Below are 16,380 nucleotides of genomic sequence, written 5' to 3' on the forward strand. Positions count from 1 at the left end.
ATCAAACTATTTAAAATGTACTTGGATTATTTTTAAATATCGTGATGAATACTCTCTTCCAGCATGGGATGGTTTTTTGCAATCAGTGGCCCTAAAGATAGGGTTGTAGCCACCACCAGAATGAATACACTGGCATAAACTAAGACAGTCCCGAATTCAAGCAAACCAAAACCTCCATTTTCCTGAACAGATCCAGGCATGATCATCAAATAGAAATCCAGCCAGTGTCCGATTAATAAACCTGATGCTACTACTTTCAGAAAAACATTCTGGCGTTTGGCATCCCTTGTCATGAGAACTAGGAAGGGAAACAAAAAGTTTATAAAAATATTGATGAAAAACACGATTGTATACTTGCCATCATATCCATGCAGACGCTCAACAAAATAAATGGTTTCTTCAGGAATATTCGCATAATAAATCAGCAGAAATTGTGCAAACCACACATACGTCCAGAAAATACTGAAGGCGAACATAAATTTACCCAGGTCATGCAGGTGATTCTGGTTAACAACACTTAAATATCCGGCTTCTTTCAGGAAGATCACTGTAAGGGTGATGGTTGAAAGCCCGGCTACAAACCAGCTGGCAAACATATACCAGCCAAACATAGTACTGAACCAGTGTGCATCAATAGACATTACCCAGTCCCAGGCAGACATAACAGAGGTAACAGCAAAGATGATAATGAATATAGCTGAGAGCGTAATACTTTTATCATAATGAATTAAGCCACCATTCTGGTCTTCCAATAAAGATTCTTTCCGGAGCAAACGCCATAATGCATACCAGGCTCCAAAGTATATTACCATTCTGATTAAGAAAAATGGCACATTTAAAAAGCCATGTTTACCCACTAATATTTCATCATACTCCGGGCTGTTAGGATCATACACATTGTGGTTCACCCAGTGAAACATATGCTGATCGCCGACCAGGTTGCTTGCCACAAAAAGTATAATCATCATCACACCGGCAATCGGCAGAAATGCGCCAAAAGCTTCGGGTATTCTTTTAATAGAGGATGACCACCCTGCGTACGCTACATATTGAAAAGCTACAAAGAATACACCTATTACAGCAATACCTGTAAAATATACGTTATTCAGCCATAAGTTTGCCCACAACCGTTTTGACCAATGAAAACCATGTCCTCCGGCGGCAGCGCCTTCGCCTCCATGAGCTTCATGCGGGCCAAAAATCAGCAGCAATATACCTGCAATGAGTAATAATAAACCAATGCCAATTGCTGTAAACAAGCGTTTGCGCAGTTCGGGAGTGAAGGTATAGCGTTCGTCTATATTAACAGGCGTATGATGTGTTACTTCAGCCATTGTTTGTAAGCGTTATCGTTAGTCTAGTTTTTGTAATTCGTGTATGTAATGAACAATTTTCCAGCGTTCAGCAGGATTAATTTGTGAACCATGTGGCCACATACGTCCTTTGCCATGTGTAATGACATGGAAAATATGACCATCGTTCATGGTTTTATAGTTTCCTACTGTATAAGAGGGTACTCCTTTATATTGTTGCCCTACCAGCCCGTCTCCTTTTCCATTTTCGCCATGGCAATGCTGACAATAGCGGCTGTATAATACCTTACCTTCTGCCAGAGTTTCTTCACTGGCTGGTACTGGATTTTTCAGGGTACGTTCCGCAATCCCAATGCTGTCACGGTGAATGTTATACACCATCAGGTCAGTTACGGTGCTGTCACCTTCGCCATATACCGTCTGGTAATTTCTTCTGGCTACTGTTCCCCGTACAGGCGGCAGCATGGTCATCCCATAGGGATTATACGCATTAGAACTTTCGTAATCATCTGCTTCTCCTTCTGTAAGAACTTTTTTTCCTTCATCCTGCTCGCTTTTGATCTGCTTTAGAGGTTCAAAAGCCACCGGATGATACATATTGGGAGCATATTCTACGCCTTGGTTGTTGGGGTCTTTGCCACATGAGAAAGTCAGGATAGCTAACCCTACATACAAAATTGATATTTTATTTTTCATAAGAGATATTCTCATATTCAGAAAGCAGCTATTTGATTTCAACCTGTTTGGTATTTACTTCAGTAGCACCGAAATTTTTTAGAATACTGGTGATCTCATCGGCAGCCAGTTTGTTTTTGCTTAAATCCACGGCCATTACAAACTTATTGTCTGTGCTCCGGCTATCGAACATCAGGGGGCGTTTACCGGGCCACAGGTTATTCGTGATCAGGAAAGTAGCTACCATTCCCAAAGCAGCAAACAAAACGGTTAGCTCGAAGGAAACCGGCACCAGGTCAGGAATCGGCACAAATGGTTTACCTCCAATGATCATAGGCCAGTCATAGCCCATCATCAGCGAAATCATAAGCACGGCGCAGGTTGTTCCGGTAAGGCCAAACATAAAAGCCGCAATAGGAAGCCTCGACCGCTTATGTCCTAAGGCTACATCCAGCCCGTGAATAGGAAAAGGCGTATAGCATTCGTGGATCTTTACTCCACTGCTGCGCACCTTTTTCACTGCTTTCAGCAGCACATCCTCATCATCATAAATACCTACTAAATATTTCTTGCTTGTCTCCATTTGGAAAATTTGAAAATTAGAAGATTTGGAAATTTGAAAATGAACTTCTAATAAATAGTCTTATTACTTGTACTCACTACTAATACTGGTATTACGATCTTTAAATATTATCCGCGTCTTTGTTAAAAGCCGGTTTGGTTTGTCTGTCGCTTACCACACCAGCCCCTTTTTTCTCTACCACTTTTGGTGCAGAAGAACTTTTCAGGATGGCTTTTACTTCCGCCATATTAATTACCGGCAGGAATTTGGCAAACAACAAGAACAGTGTAAAGAACAGACCAAAAGAGAAGATGTAATCGCCAATATCATACATAGTTGGGTAGAACATTGCCCAGCTGGATGGCAGATAATCACGGTGCAGGGAAGTAGCGATAATTACAAAGCGCTCAAACCACATTCCAATGTTTACAATGATAGACAGGATGAAAGTAGCCACTACACTTGTACGGATTTTCCTAATCCATAATAACTGTGGAGAAATCACATTACAGGTCATCATTGACCAGTAGGCCCACCAGTAAGGTCCGGTAGCCCGGTTAACAAACGCATAACTTTCATAAGGCACACCTGAATACCAGGCCACAAAGAACTCCGTAATATAAGCTACCCCCACAATAGAACCTGTCAGAATAATAATTTTATTCATAGATTCTACGTGGTTGATCGTGATATACTCTTTCAGGTTGAAAACTTCCCTGGTAATCAGCATCAGGGTTAATACCATCGCAAAACCTGAGAAAATAGCTCCGGCAACGAAATAAGGCGGGAATATAGTAGTATGCCAGCCAGGAATAACGGAGGTGGCGAAGTCGAAGCTTACAATCGTGTGAACAGATAGTACGAGAGGTGTAGATAAACCTGCTAAAATTAAACTCACAGATTCATATCTGGCCCAGGTTTTAGCAGAACCATTCCAGCCAAAACTTAAGGCACCATAAGCAAACTTAGAAACTTTATTTTGAGCCCGGTCACGAATAGTAGCCAGATCAGGAATCATACCCAGATACCAGAACACCAGAGAAACAGTCAGATAGGTGCTGATTGCAAACACGTCCCATACAAGCGGAGAGTTGAAGTTTACCCACAGAGAACCATAGGTATTTGGCAATGGTAATGCCCAGTGTGCCAGCCATGGACGGCCCATGTGTGCCAGAATAAAGCTAGCTGCACACAATACAGCAAAGATCGTCATAGCTTCAGCAGCCCGGTTAATGGAAGTTCTCCATTTCTGACGGAACAGCAACAGGATGGCAGAAATAAGTGTACCAGCATGACCAATACCTACCCACCACACGAAGTTGGTAATATCCCATGCCCAGCCTATAGTTTTATTCAAACCCCACACACCGATGCCCTCCCACCAGGTATAGAACAGGCAATACGACCCGTAAGCTAATGTTAGTACGGCGATGGTAAAACAGATCATCCAGGTTTTGGTAGGCTTGCCTTCTACCTGCTTACACACATCATCGGTAATGTCTGCATAGGTTTTATTGCCGATGATGAGGGGCTGTCTTACTGGTGAAACAACATGACTCATATTAGTATAGTTAATGTTAGATTAAACTCTGTTACTTGTTTCTTTATTTCTGATTTTAGTCAGGTATGAAATCTGCGGTTTAACGTTAATTTCTTCCAGCACCTGAAAAGCGCGTTTTTCATTTTCTTCTGCCACTAACCTGGCTACCCGGCTTTCCGGATCTAACAGATCACCGAAAACAATGGCTTCTGTTGGACAGGCTGTTGCGCAAGCCGTTGTAATTTCACCATCTACTGGTCTGCGTCTTTGTCTTTTAGCCTCCAGTTTACCTGCTTGAATCCGCTGTACGCAGAAGGTACATTTTTCCATTACCCCTCTGGAACGTACGGTTACTTCCGGGTTTAATACCATCTTACCCAGGTCATTGTTCATGTGGTAATCAAACTTCTCATTGTTATGATACTTGAACCAGTTGAACCTTCTTACTTTATATGGACAGTTGTTGGCACAATACCGGGTTCCAATACACCGGTTATAGGCCATCTGGTTTAAACCCTCAGAACTATGCGTAGTAGCAGCCACCGGGCATACGGTTTCGCAAGGGGCATTGCTGCACTGCTGGCATAACATCGGCTGGAAAACTACTTCCGGATTACTGGAAGCTTCTTCCAGAGATTTGAAACCGGCGATATCTACATTACTTTCTGCTTTTCCATCGCTGCTGTAATAGCGATCAATACGCAGCCAGTGCATTTCCCGGCGGTTGATTACTTCTCTGCGTCCTACTACCGGTACGTTGTTCTCAACATTACAGCTCACTACACAAGCGCCACACCCGATACAAGAGTTCAGGTCAATGACCATGCCCCAGGAATGGTTGGGTTTGGCATGATCTTCCCACATGGAAATTTCACCTGGCTTTTTAATTCCTTCTGCTGTAACCACTTTCGGTTTGAAACGGCCGGCTGAGGGATCTGTCTGATACTCTTTTAAACTGGCCTCCTGTACAATCGGACGGGCCATAATGGTATGATGGGTTTGTACCTGGGCTATTTCACGCGTATCACCTGTTTTAGCGATGCTTACTTCAGGTGCGCCAAATACAATACTAGTTCCATTATAAGAAGCCAGCGGATAAGCATTTACACCTACTTTATCTCCGGCTTTTCCTGCTTTGGTGCGGCCATAACCAATGGCTAAGGCTACTGTTCCATCGGCTTGTCCTGGCTGAACCAATATAGGTACAGATATCGCAGGTTTGCCTTTCACAGTAACCGTTACTATATCACCTTGTTCCAGGTCCATATCGTTGGCCATTTTTTTAGATACGGCCAGATAATTATCCCAGCAGGCTCTGGAAATAGGATCAGGGAACTCTTGCAGGTATGGGTTATTGGCATATTCGCCATTTCCAATACCTATTTTTTCATACAGTACCAGTTCTGTAGTGGTTGCGGCCGGTTTATATGTCGAATTGATAGCAGTAGCAGCCGCATTTATATCTCCACTGAACATATTTGAACCAGTAGCAGTAGTTACTGGTGCAGCAGTGGCAGGAGTTCCGGTAGTAACAGCTGCATCAACTGGTGTTACAACGGGAGTTTTGGATTTACCAGGTTCAAAAACCCCATCATGAACCGCTTTAGTCCAGAAGTCGGTAAACGAACTGCTTCCGCTTTGCCGGGTATAGAATGTGGATTGCCAGTTATTCTGTAGATAGGTATAATAATCTTGTCCTTTTCCAGCCCAGCTTAGCAGACTTTCCTGTGCAGATCTGGTTTTGAAAATCGGATTGATCGTAGGTTGAACCAGGCTATAGTATCCTGTTTTGGGTTCTGCATCGTTCCAGGATTCGAGGAAGTTATGATCCGGGCAAATCAGGTCACAGGCAGCGGCTGTTTCATCTGCCTTTTCTGCAAAGGAAACTTTCAGGCCTACTTTTTTAAGATTTTGTGCTAAATCTGCACCAGCTGGATAATCATACACTGGATTGGCTTTATAGAATATCACAGCGCCTACTTTGCCATCCCGCACTTCCTGTACAAAAGTAGCCATTGCTGCATCATCGCCTTGTTTGAGCAGGCTCGGTGTATTCAGATCGATAATAGTACCATACGCACCCAGCAAGTTATTAATGGCATTCACCATTACCTGAACGTTTACGTCATTGGAGCCGCTTATTACCACTGCTTTGCCTTTGGCTTTAAACAAGTCGTTAGCTGCCTGGTCTAAATTGGCAATATTTTTAATATCCGCTATTGAAACAGCAGTTCCACCAGCTAGTTTAGCTACCCTGTTATATAAGGCAGCTACTACTAATCCTTCCTGTGATGGCTTAATAAGGGTACGGTAATCTGCATTCGCACCAGTCAGTGAAAGGATTGTTTCAAACTGGTAGTGGCGGGACATTTCTTTTTTATTCTTTCCTACCCGACGTGTTTGTGCATACTGGTAGCTATTTTCGATATTATTGAGCCCTGTACCCAGAAAATCGCTTCCTACACTTACAATTACGCTGGCATTGGCAAAATTATAAGAAGGTATTACGGCTTTGCCAAAAGAGGCGGCATTTGCCTTAATAGTACCTGAACAAGAATTTGCATCGTATTGAATATGCTGGGCAGTGGGATAGGCAGCAATAAAATCCTGGATAGCCTTTTTAGTAGTGGGGCTAATAATAGTAGAAGATACGATACGGATAGCTCCTCCCCGCTGTAATTGCTGCTTGATTCTGCCATCTGCATCCTGCCAGGTAGTTGGTTTATTCTTTGCTACATCATGCGGGCCTTTCAGGCGTTCTACATCATACAAATTGAGTAGAGAAGCCTGGGCACGGGTACTGGTACCGGTTGGCGTAACACCGGAGAGAGAGTTTGGTTCTATTTTAATTGGACGTCCTTCGCGGGTTTTTACCAGCACACTGCTGTATTCCCCAGAGGTATCCATATAGGTAGAAGCGTAATAATTAGGAATGGTAGGATCTATCTCCTCAGGCTTATTCAGGTAGGGGATGGCTTTTCTTACTGGTGTATCGCAGGCGGCTAAAGAAACAGCTGCCAAGCCAAAACCCATCATTTTCAAAAAATCGCGCCGGTTAGTAGCAGTTATATCATCAGGAGTATTTTTACCAGATTCTTTGACAGATAAATACGGAGGAAATTCGTTCTGGGCTAATTTTACAAATTCAGTGTCATTAGATAATTCTTCTATACCTTTCCAGTATTTTTTATTATTATCTTCCATATATTATTGAGTGTAGTATCAGATTCAGTGTTGAAAGGGAATATTAATAATGGCATTTGGAACATTCCAGACCACCAATGTTAGCTACTTTCAGTGGCTCCTTGCTGTTATGCACCGCCAGCAACTTATCATAGTAATCATTGCCTTCTGTGTTTACCTGTGTTTTCCGATGGCAATCAATACACCATCCCATGGTTAAAGGAGATATCTGTTGTACAACCTCCATGTTCTGAATCTGGCCATGGCAACTCTGGCATTCAACGCCCCCCACATTGGTGTGCTGAGAGTGATTGAAATAGGCGAAATCCGGCAGGTTGTGTACCCGGATCCACTCAATCGGCCGTTCACTTTCGATGGCTTCGTATATCTTTTTTATCTGCGGAGAATTAGGCTTAATCGCGTTATGGCAATTCATACAGATGTTAGCAGAAGGAATATTAGCTGATCTGCCTTTATATACTGTGGTATGGCAATAGCTACAATCGATCTGATACTGGCCGGCATGTAATTTATGAGAGAAAGCAATGGGCTGCGTAGGCGCATATCCCTGGCTGATGCCAATACCCAGCACACTATCCAGGGCAACTTTACCTACAATCAGGAAAAATATAAGTGCAACGCCTCCTTTAAATGTATTGCTATTTACAACCTTACCTAGGTTTGCTTTCTGGTCCAACAGCTCACGGTCTTCATCGGTGAGGTCTTTACGGTCTTTCAAAAATTTACTAAGCAGGGAAACAATCAATACCAGTACGAGCAATACAAGTAGCAGAATGATCAGTAATGCACCGAGGATTATAGTAAAGTAAGAAGAGGAGATTCCACCTGCATCAACCTGAGTTGTTTGACCTCCATTCACCTGCTGCTTTTCAGGCGTACCACCTGTGGTAGTATTTGCATTCGCTGGGGAACCAGAACCTGTGACATCAATGTATGCAAGTAAGTTACGGATCTGTGCATCGCTGAAGTCGTAGCTAGGCATTACGGTTTTATTATACTTATTAAATAAGTCAACCGCATATTTATCGCCGCTGGCAATTACTTTCTGGGAATTTTTGATCCAGGCGAGTAGCCAGGCTTCTGGTCTTCTCTGGGTAACGCCTTTCAAACCGGGCCCCAATACTACTTCATCAGAGATAGCATGGCAGGCAGTACAATTTTGCGTAAATAGGGTTTTGCCTTCTTCCACTGCAGCCGGGTCCTGGGCAGCAGGTTGTGCACCACCGGCAGGAGAAGCCCCATCCGGATTAGAAACGGCTGCCGTAGCTGCAGAATCTGTAGTAGTAGCATCTTGTGCGGACGCCTGGAAAATCCCTCCTGATAAAGCCAGAAAGAATAGCAGAAGCATGCCGCATACAAATCGCTTGAGATTACTCATACAATACATATAATTGGTTAATTGATTTAGAAGGAATACAGGTTTACGCTAAAAACCCCACAAATGTAGTATGCGAATTTTACTAATCAAATACATTTTCTTGCAAATTTCCGCAAAAACCTATTCAGTGCTACAATTAAGGGTATATATTCTGATTGTCAACAACATACGTGTAATTTTAGGCTAAATAAATACTAATTTAGAATCATTTTAAATTACCGTTTGCCATTTGTTTTTTCCGGTAATCTGCTCATGTAACCAGATGTGTATGGAGGGTGTTTGATTTTAAGCTCTGTTTTTTATTTGTAAATTTCCATCATAAAAGCCTGAAAAATATCACTTTATTAAGATACTGCCTGTAAAGACAATATATATTAATTTAATCTTCCAGGAAGATCAGTTTAACTTTTTATAAGCTAATCTAAAAATGCGTCATATCAGTTATACTTAGGATATAGGGGATTTCTTACATTGCCTCTTACAAATTCATCTCAATTAAAGAAACTTAATACTGAGGGATTTTTGACAAGAATTTTCAGTTAAAAAATATTCACTCCTGGAACAGGATGTAGTTTCCAAACTGGTCGGTTGCCTGAACAGCTTGTAACAGCTCAGGAGAATTGAATGCCGGATTATTAATCTGTGCGGACACCGGAAAACAATTCATCTTATCTGCTGGAAAAGTTTGTAGCATCTGCATCGCTTCATGTAAAGATACCTCCGGATTCAGCCATTCATTCTCGAGTTCCAGAGGTAAAATCACCGGCATAGTGGACTGTAGTTTTTTTAACAGTTCATTAGCCTCTGTAGTAAACAGGCTGCAAGCCCTGAGAGAAGGTTGGCTTTCGGTATCGGCATACAATTCCCAAATGCCTGCAAAGGCAAATGGCATATTCCATTTCAGCACTACCCGGTAAGGCACCTGGCTTCTACGGGATATTTTATACCAGATATAAAACCCATCGGCCGGAATAAGGCAACGCTGATTTTGGGTTATTTGCTGCAGGCGGTTTTGCTTGACCAGCATTTTTGTGTCAATGGCATGAATAAGCTTTGCTTTTTTCTTATTTACAGCCAGTTGATTTTCCAGGCCCCAGCGGAAAAAATCCAAATGGCGCTCAGGCTGAGAAAGTATAACTGGTACTGTATTTCCAGGCGAAATATTATAGTTGATATCGGGCGCTTGTGTAACCTTTACCTGGAAGCGGCGGGTTATTTTCTGCTTTGTAAGCGCAAAAGAATATCTGTCACACATGAATTTATCCTGGTTTTGCTAATACCCGGACATCAAAGTTAAGATATAAGCATAATAAACCCACAAGAGTTTAGATCTTGTGGGTTTTTCAGTTTCCTAATATTTCTGCTGCTCCTTAATTCGGGATTTTACCGGGAGTAGGCTGTGTTGTGTTAGGCGTAGTACCGGCTGGTGGCTGGTTCAAAGGTGTTGTCTGTGTGCCGGTAGCTGGCACAGTATTATTACCATTACCAGTTGCAGGAGTACCAGTGGCAGGCGGTGTTACTCCGTCATTCGCATCATTGGCATCATTAGTAGACGGAGATGTATTTGATGGTTGATTATAAGGTGTACCAGTTCCATTTCCTGTGCTATTAGACCCAGCAGGAGTAGTACCAGTAGACTGATTCTTATTTAATCCCTGGTTTAGCTTGTTATTCAGATTCTCGTTGCTCTGCCGTTGTGCTGGCGTTGTCAATGTTCCATTCTGGCTGTTCAGCGTACCATCCTGACTATTTACAGATGGGGTTGACGGTGAAGCAGGTGCTCCGGTTGTGGTTGGTGCAGATGGCGTAGCTGTAGAAGTTCCTGTTCCTGCCCCGGTTTGCGCTAATAAGGGTACTGATGTTAATATAGGCAAGCTTAAAGCAACTATTACTTTGGCTAATTCTTTTTTCACGTTTTTCATAGGTGGTTTTTAAAATGATTTCCTTGTTTTACTCCTATTTGAAGAATAAGGTTTCAGAAAAAGTACAAAAATTAACCTGGCTATACTTCTGCAAAAGTTTACTGTCAAAGCTTATCTAACAGAATAGTATAGGGTTACGGATAAAAAAATACAATCAGCCAGAACAAAACAATACCAGTGATACTTATATTTCTGATTTGCTTACGTAAGTCTGTTAATGTTTCTCTCAGATTTACATCTGTAGTATGCTTCATTACGTATTCGGCTCCTTCATACCATCGTAAATGCTCTGGCTTACTAACATCCGCTATCACCCGTACAATCCTGGATTTATAATATACCAGCACCGGAAAATAAATAAGCAGCAGGCTTACAAGCAGAAAGAACTTCATACACGATGTTGATAGTGTTTTATAGCTGATTTTTACACTTTAGTCAAATTATAGCTATTGATAGAACGGTTAAGGTTTACCATTCATTTTATTGAAAATTCAAAATCCTACAATCAAATAAAGTTTACCCTACGCTCATTCCCTTCTTCAAAGCTTCGAGGTAGGTAGCCAGTACACGTTCCCTGGCAAATTCGTGAGTTATGATGGGTTTTGGATAATCAGGCGTTCCCAGTTCTGGTATCCACTTTTTAATATATTCTTTTGCTTTATCAAACTTTGCAGCCTGGGTATTAGGGTTAAACACCCGGAAATAGGGGGCTGCATCACATCCGCTTCCGGCAATCCATTGCCAGCTGCCATTGTTGGAGGCCAGTTCATAATCGAGCAGTTTACCAGCAAAATAGGCTTCACCCCATCGCCAGTCGATAAGTAAATGTTTTACCAGAAAACTGGCAGTTATCATTCTTACCCGGTTGTGCATAAAACCAGTAGCATTCAGTTCACGCATTCCTGCATCCACAATCGGATATCCCGTCTGACCCATGCACCAAAGTTTGTATTCCTGCTCATTATTGCGCCATTGAATCTGGTCGTAGGCAGGCTTGCAGGCCGATTGTTCTACATGAGGGAAATTTGCTAAGATCATCATATAAAAATCCCGCCAGATAAGTTCATTCAGCCATATATCGCTGTGTTGTATTGCTTTTCTTACCATTTCCCGGATGCTTACGGTACCAAAGCGCAGATGAATACCGATCTTGGTAGTGCCTGGTTTGGCTGGAAAATTACGTTCTCTGGCATATTCTTCCAATATATCTTCCCTCACTTCCATAGAAGGAAAAATGAGAGCCGATTTTTGAAATCCCATTTCTGGCAGCGAAGGAATAAGTTCGGATTGGGATTTATATAAAGCAGATATATGTTCGCCAGATAGAAAATGCTGTGTATGTGCGTCTGTCAGGGTGGCCAGCCATTTTTTGCTATAAGGTGTAAATACTTTGTATGGGTTTCCTTGTCCATTCACAATTTCCTGCTTTTCAAAAATTACCTGATCTTTATACGTGTGAAATGGAATACCTCTGGTTTGTAATAATTCCCTGATTTTGGTGTCCCGGTTAATGGCATAGCTTTCATAATCGTGGTTGGTATATACAGCGACGATAATATATTCACGCAATAATTGTTTCCAGATTTTTACGGGCTTTCCATAATGGGTTAGCAAAGTTCCGCCTTGCTTATCAAAAGCCTGCTGCAAATCGCTTACTACCTGATGAATAAAAGTAACCCGTCCATCATCCCGGTCTTCCAGCTGATCGAGAATATCACTATCAAAAATGAATAATGGCAATACCGGATAACCGCTATTGAGAGCATGATACAATCCAGTATTATCTTCAATACGCAGATCGCGGCGGAACCAGAAAACAGCTATTTGGGTAGTATGAGTGGACATGAGCAGAAATTTATATACTATAAATTCTTTGCTGGATGAATTGTTTTACCAACTGCTCATTTTTTAGCATTTTCCTGGGCTAAGTGAGCAAAGGAGTAAGCAAACAGTATTTAAGATTATTTCCCAATTAATATTAACTTTCCAGCCATAATATGCTTTTCACCAAAACTTAAACCTCTATGTGGCAAGAAGAAGACAACAAGCTCAAAAAATCTTTTGAGTTCAAAGATTTTGTAGAAGCCTTCGCTTTTATGACCAAAGTAGCTTTAGTGGCTGAGAAAATGAACCATCATCCATGGTGGTCGAATGTGTATAATAAGGTGAATATCGAATTGAATACCCATGATGCCGGCAACATCGTTACCGACAAAGACCGTAAACTGGCCAAAGCAATAGATGCTTTGTATTAAAACTGCATCGTTATTTAATCAGAAAAGGCCCCTTTCCTTCAAAAGGAAAAGAGTTTAATATATTTGCAATCTTCAATGACCACCTTAGTTACTTCCTTATATATAGTTCCTACGCCTATCGGCAACCTGGAAGACATCACCCTGCGGGCCATCCGGATGTTGAAAGAAGTGGATATTATTCTGGCCGAAGATACCCGGAATAGCGGAAATCTGTTAAAACACCTTGGCATACAGAAACCTATGCAAAGCCACCATGCGTTCAATGAACATCAAACTGTAGTTGCGCTGGTGAAACGGATGGAAAATGGCGAAAAAATGGCACTCATTACTGATGCCGGCACACCAGCCATTTCAGATCCAGGTTTTCTGTTGGTAAGGGCTTGTTTGCAACATGGGCTTAAAATCGAATGTTTGCCTGGGGCTACAGCGTTTGTACCTGCGCTGGTAAAATCCGGGCTTCCCAACGACAAGTTTGTATTCGAAGGATTTTTGCCGCAGAAGAAAGGCCGGAAAACCCGCCTGGAATTTTTAGCCCAGGAAGAACGGACCATGATCTTTTATGAATCGCCTCACCGGCTGGTAAAAACGCTGGAGCAGTTTGCAGAACATTTTGGTGAAGAACGTCAGGGATCTGTTTCCAGAGAACTCACTAAAGTTTTTGAGGAAACCATCAATGGCAGTCTGAGAGAAATTATTTCGTACTTTACAGAAAAAACTATCAAAGGTGAAATCGTTATCGTGGTCGGAGGTCAGAAATAGCCGTTTTTATTTTCTCTGGCTTTCTTGTTTAAGTGGCGTACTTTTATCACTAGGTTGGATGACCTACCCACTGGCTTTCTTTTTACTATTTGCTTTTGTACCGCTTTTGCGTCTGGAATCGCATATTGTAAAAAGAGATTTGCCCAAACCTGGCCGTACATTCTTTACATATGCCTATATCACTATGCTGGTGTGGAATGTGCTTACCACCTGGTGGGTATATAATTCTACAGCCGTGGGCGGGATTTTTGCGATGCTGGCTAATGCGTTGCTTCAATGTATTCCACTCATGCTGTTCTGGTTTACTAAACGGGCTACCAACGAGAAATTTGGCTATTTTTCCCTGCTCTGTTACTGGATTGGTTTTGAATTTATTCACCTGAACTGGGATCTTTCCTGGCCCTGGCTCACCATCGGAAATGGATTTTTATATGCCCCGGAATGGGTGCAGTGGTATGAATATACTGGTGTTCTGGGGGGTACGCTATGGGTATGGCTGGCTAATTTTACAGTATATTTTGCTCTGGTGAAACATAAGGGCGTATATACCAAAACCGCCAGAGCCGGCGCAGATGTATATGCGATGACTCTGATGCTGGTTCCCATATTGTATTCGTATTATTTATATGAAACGTATCAGGAAAATGGCCAGGAAGTAGAATTTGTAGTCGTACAGCCCAACATTGATCCGTTCACCGAAAAATTCGCCGACTCTGAAAACTTCATTCCTTTTGATCAGCAGGTGGAACGTTTTATTGAACTTTCCAAAAACCAGATGACACCCCATACCAGCTTTGTATTGTGGCCTGAAACTGCGATTGATGGGTTATATCAGGAATCTGTAATTGAACAGGATGCACTTATTCAACGCATCAAAACATTTGTTGCCGAAAATCCACATATTTCTCTGCTGACCGGAGTAACCAGTTATACCTTATATGAGAATAAAAAAGCGGCTACCCCTACCGCCAGATACCGCAAAGACGTAGGCTATTATGATGTATTTAATACGGCTTTATTTATAGAACCAAGCAAACCAGTACAGTTTTATCACAAATCTAAACTGGTACCCGGCGTAGAACTCATGCCCTACCCTTCCGTATTTGGTTTTCTTACCGATCTGATTTTTAACCTCGGCGGCACGGCTGGCGGATACGGAAAACAGGAAGAACGCACCGTTTTTAAGAATGACAAAGGTATTGGTATTGCACCTGCCATCTGTTACGAATCTGTATACGGCGATTTTATGACGGAATATGTACGCAATGGGGCCGATTTTATCACCATTATCACCAACGATGGCTGGTGGGGAAATACGCCCGGACACAAACAACACCTAGCTTATGCTTCATTGCGGGCGATTGAAAGCCGGCGAAGTATTGCCCGGTCGGCTAATACCGGTATTTCAGGATTTATTAACCAGCGTGGTGACATTTTGTATCCCACTAAATACTGGGTGCAGGATGTAGTAAATGCGCCAATCCGGGCAAGCAAACTCATTACTTTTTATGTCCGCTATGGAGATTATCTGGGCAGAACGGCTATGTTCATCGCCCCGTTTCTGCTATTATCTGTACTGGTAAAAAGCCGCATTGCCCAGCGAAGAAAGCGGATTGTGATGAGCTAAGACTTAAATGGAAAGGTCAATTAAAAATAATTTTTAATTGACCTTTCCATTTTCAATATATCACTCCAACTTCTAGCCAGATTATAATGTAAATATCCTTTGCTGATTTCTAAAGGAGAAGTTATATTATTACTATATAATTGTCCGGTTCCTAAACCCTGAGGCAATGGGTTATTCAGAGAAGCTGTAAACTGACTGATAGCATTCAGCCCGATATTTGATTCCAAAGCCGAAGTGATCCACCAGCCTATATTCATCTTTTCTGCCAGTTTAATCCACTCAAGCGAATGATGAAATCCGCCGAGTAAAGATGGCTTGAGAATGATAAATTGTGGGTGTATCGTTTGCAGGAGTTCTTGTTTTTTATCAATTACGCCGATTAGCTCTTCATCTAAGGCAATCAGCAGTGGTGTATGCCGGCACAAACTGGCCATTTCTGACCATTGTCCTTGCCGGATAGGTTGTTCGATGGAATGCAGATCATACTGAGCCAGAATTTTTAATTTTTCCAGTGCATCACCCGTAGAAAAGGCGCCATTGGCATCTACCCGTAAAGTAATTTGTTCTGCTGGATATTGTTTCCGGATGTAGCCCAGCAGTTCACATTCTTTATCAAAATCCAGGGCACCAATCTTTAGTTTCAGGCAGGTATATCCTTGCATAAGTTTTTCATCTATCTGCTGGCGCATAAATTCCGGTTTACCCATCCAGATAAGTCCGTTTATCGGAATGCCGGTTTTTCCTGCTGAAAAATCGTTTTTAAAAATAATTCGTTTGCCACCATTCCGGAGATCTAACAGCGCCGTTTCTACGCCAAATTGTATAGCAGGCAGTGTATTTCCAATCAGGCCAATCATTTTCTCAATACCTTCATCCGTATACCATTCACTTGTTTGGGTAAGCCACTCTGGTAGCTGCTGACATATTTTTTGCAAATGTGATTCAAATTCGGGGGTATTATCTATACTCAAACCTTTTAATACAGCACATTCCCCCAACCCTGCACGCCCGGTTTCTGTTGGTCAGCAATACGAATAAAGTAAGTATCTTTATGCGTAAGCACCCCTCTGGATGTGCCTGCTTCAAAAATAAAATCTAGCCTGTGTTTAATATAGTTAACCTCGAAGGACATACAAAATTGAGTA

The 16,380-nt window shown here is 42.0% G+C and carries 15 protein-coding genes; 3 read left to right on the plus strand and 12 right to left on the minus strand.

The window, feature by feature from the left end:
• Positions 1-32 precede the first annotated feature (32 nt).
• The 10 genes from GXP67_RS08055 to GXP67_RS08100 form a co-directional block, all read right to left on the minus strand.
• Entirely contained in the window at positions 33-1,334 is a 1,302-nt protein-coding gene (locus GXP67_RS08055; RefSeq protein WP_162442663.1) for a quinol:cytochrome C oxidoreductase, read from the minus strand.
• A gap of 18 nt (positions 1,335-1,352) precedes the next feature.
• Entirely contained in the window at positions 1,353-2,009 is a 657-nt protein-coding gene (locus tag GXP67_RS08060; RefSeq protein WP_162442664.1) for a c-type cytochrome, read from the minus strand.
• A gap of 28 nt (positions 2,010-2,037) precedes the next feature.
• Entirely contained in the window at positions 2,038-2,571 is a 534-nt protein-coding gene (locus GXP67_RS08065; RefSeq protein ID WP_162442665.1) for a DUF3341 domain-containing protein, read from the minus strand.
• 100 nt (positions 2,572-2,671) lie between these two features.
• Complete coding sequence (gene nrfD, locus GXP67_RS08070; RefSeq protein ID WP_162442666.1) at positions 2,672-4,111, minus strand: NrfD/PsrC family molybdoenzyme membrane anchor subunit; 1,440 nt, start codon at positions 4,109-4,111, stop codon at positions 2,672-2,674.
• Positions 4,112-4,132: 21 nt separating this feature from the next.
• On the minus strand, positions 4,133-7,294 hold the full coding sequence (locus GXP67_RS08075; protein WP_162442667.1) for a TAT-variant-translocated molybdopterin oxidoreductase: 3,162 nt from the start codon (positions 7,292-7,294) through the stop codon (positions 4,133-4,135).
• Positions 7,295-7,337: 43 nt separating this feature from the next.
• Positions 7,338-8,672 (minus strand): c-type cytochrome, encoded by a 1,335-nt coding sequence (locus tag GXP67_RS08080; RefSeq protein WP_232065038.1) that lies wholly within the window; start codon positions 8,670-8,672, stop codon positions 7,338-7,340.
• A gap of 550 nt (positions 8,673-9,222) precedes the next feature.
• A complete protein-coding gene (locus GXP67_RS08085; RefSeq protein ID WP_162442669.1) occupies positions 9,223-9,927 on the minus strand; it encodes an SOS response-associated peptidase in 705 nt (234 codons plus the stop codon).
• A 115-nt stretch (positions 9,928-10,042) separates the two neighbouring features.
• The gene (locus GXP67_RS08090) at positions 10,043-10,594 is read right to left on the minus strand and encodes a hypothetical protein (protein ID WP_162442670.1); all 552 of its coding nucleotides are present in this window, start codon (positions 10,592-10,594) and stop codon (positions 10,043-10,045) included.
• Between the two features lie 134 nt (positions 10,595-10,728).
• Positions 10,729-10,986 (minus strand): hypothetical protein, encoded by a 258-nt coding sequence (locus GXP67_RS08095; protein WP_162442671.1) that lies wholly within the window; start codon positions 10,984-10,986, stop codon positions 10,729-10,731.
• Positions 10,987-11,110: 124 nt separating this feature from the next.
• Positions 11,111-12,439: a cryptochrome/photolyase family protein gene (locus GXP67_RS08100; protein WP_162442672.1), complete on the minus strand. Its 1,329-nt coding sequence runs from the start codon at positions 12,437-12,439 to the stop codon at positions 11,111-11,113.
• Positions 12,440-12,618: 179 nt separating this feature from the next.
• Between GXP67_RS08100 and GXP67_RS08105 the strand changes: the two genes are divergently transcribed.
• The 3 genes from GXP67_RS08105 (at position 12,619) to lnt (ending at position 15,235) form a co-directional block, all read left to right on the plus strand.
• Entirely contained in the window at positions 12,619-12,849 is a 231-nt protein-coding gene (locus GXP67_RS08105) for a 4a-hydroxytetrahydrobiopterin dehydratase (RefSeq protein ID WP_162442673.1), read from the plus strand.
• A 75-nt stretch (positions 12,850-12,924) separates the two neighbouring features.
• Positions 12,925-13,608, plus strand: coding sequence for a 16S rRNA (cytidine(1402)-2'-O)-methyltransferase (gene rsmI / locus GXP67_RS08110; protein WP_162442674.1), 684 nt, complete (start codon positions 12,925-12,927; stop codon positions 13,606-13,608).
• 58 nt (positions 13,609-13,666) lie between these two features.
• Positions 13,667-15,235 carry an apolipoprotein N-acyltransferase gene (gene lnt / locus GXP67_RS08115; protein WP_162442675.1) on the plus strand — a complete coding sequence of 523 codons (1,569 nt, stop codon included), beginning with the start codon at positions 13,667-13,669 and terminating at the stop codon, positions 15,233-15,235.
• Positions 15,236-15,255: 20 nt separating this feature from the next.
• Here lnt and GXP67_RS08120 read toward each other — a convergent pair whose 3' ends face one another.
• On the minus strand, positions 15,256-16,170 hold the full coding sequence (locus tag GXP67_RS08120) for an o-succinylbenzoate synthase (protein ID WP_317170122.1): 915 nt from the start codon (positions 16,168-16,170) through the stop codon (positions 15,256-15,258).
• Between the two features lie 41 nt (positions 16,171-16,211).
• On the minus strand, positions 16,212-16,367 hold the full coding sequence (locus tag GXP67_RS38020) for a hypothetical protein (protein WP_317170123.1): 156 nt from the start codon (positions 16,365-16,367) through the stop codon (positions 16,212-16,214).
• Between the last annotated feature and the right edge of the window lie 13 nt (positions 16,368-16,380).

The organism is Rhodocytophaga rosea, assembly GCF_010119975.1.
Lineage (GTDB): Bacteria > Bacteroidota > Bacteroidia > Cytophagales > 172606-1 > Rhodocytophaga > Rhodocytophaga rosea.

Excerpts from the sequence above, each read along its gene's own strand:
- GXP67_RS08080 (WP_232065038.1), bottom strand. The coding sequence starts at position 8,672 with ATGAGTAATCTCAAGCGATTTGTATGCGGCATGCTTCTGCTATTCTTT.
- lnt (WP_162442675.1), top strand. The coding sequence starts at position 13,667 with ATGACCTACCCACTGGCTTTCTTTTTACTATTTGCTTTTGTACCGCTT.
- GXP67_RS08105 (WP_162442673.1), top strand. The coding sequence starts at position 12,619 with ATGTGGCAAGAAGAAGACAACAAGCTCAAAAAATCTTTTGAGTTCAAA.
- GXP67_RS08100 (WP_162442672.1), bottom strand. The coding sequence starts at position 12,439 with ATGTCCACTCATACTACCCAAATAGCTGTTTTCTGGTTCCGCCGCGAT.
- GXP67_RS08055 (WP_162442663.1), bottom strand. The coding sequence starts at position 1,334 with ATGGCTGAAGTAACACATCATACGCCTGTTAATATAGACGAACGCTAT.
- GXP67_RS08060 (WP_162442664.1), bottom strand. The coding sequence starts at position 2,009 with ATGAAAAATAAAATATCAATTTTGTATGTAGGGTTAGCTATCCTGACT.
- nrfD (WP_162442666.1), bottom strand. The coding sequence starts at position 4,111 with ATGAGTCATGTTGTTTCACCAGTAAGACAGCCCCTCATCATCGGCAAT.
- GXP67_RS08090 (WP_162442670.1), bottom strand. The coding sequence starts at position 10,594 with ATGAAAAACGTGAAAAAAGAATTAGCCAAAGTAATAGTTGCTTTAAGC.
- GXP67_RS08095 (WP_162442671.1), bottom strand. The coding sequence starts at position 10,986 with ATGAAGTTCTTTCTGCTTGTAAGCCTGCTGCTTATTTATTTTCCGGTG.
- GXP67_RS38020 (WP_317170123.1), bottom strand. The coding sequence starts at position 16,367 with ATGTCCTTCGAGGTTAACTATATTAAACACAGGCTAGATTTTATTTTT.
- rsmI (WP_162442674.1), top strand. The coding sequence starts at position 12,925 with ATGACCACCTTAGTTACTTCCTTATATATAGTTCCTACGCCTATCGGC.
- GXP67_RS08075 (WP_162442667.1), bottom strand. The coding sequence starts at position 7,294 with ATGGAAGATAATAATAAAAAATACTGGAAAGGTATAGAAGAATTATCT.
- GXP67_RS08085 (WP_162442669.1), bottom strand. The coding sequence starts at position 9,927 with ATGTGTGACAGATATTCTTTTGCGCTTACAAAGCAGAAAATAACCCGC.
- GXP67_RS08065 (WP_162442665.1), bottom strand. The coding sequence starts at position 2,571 with ATGGAGACAAGCAAGAAATATTTAGTAGGTATTTATGATGATGAGGAT.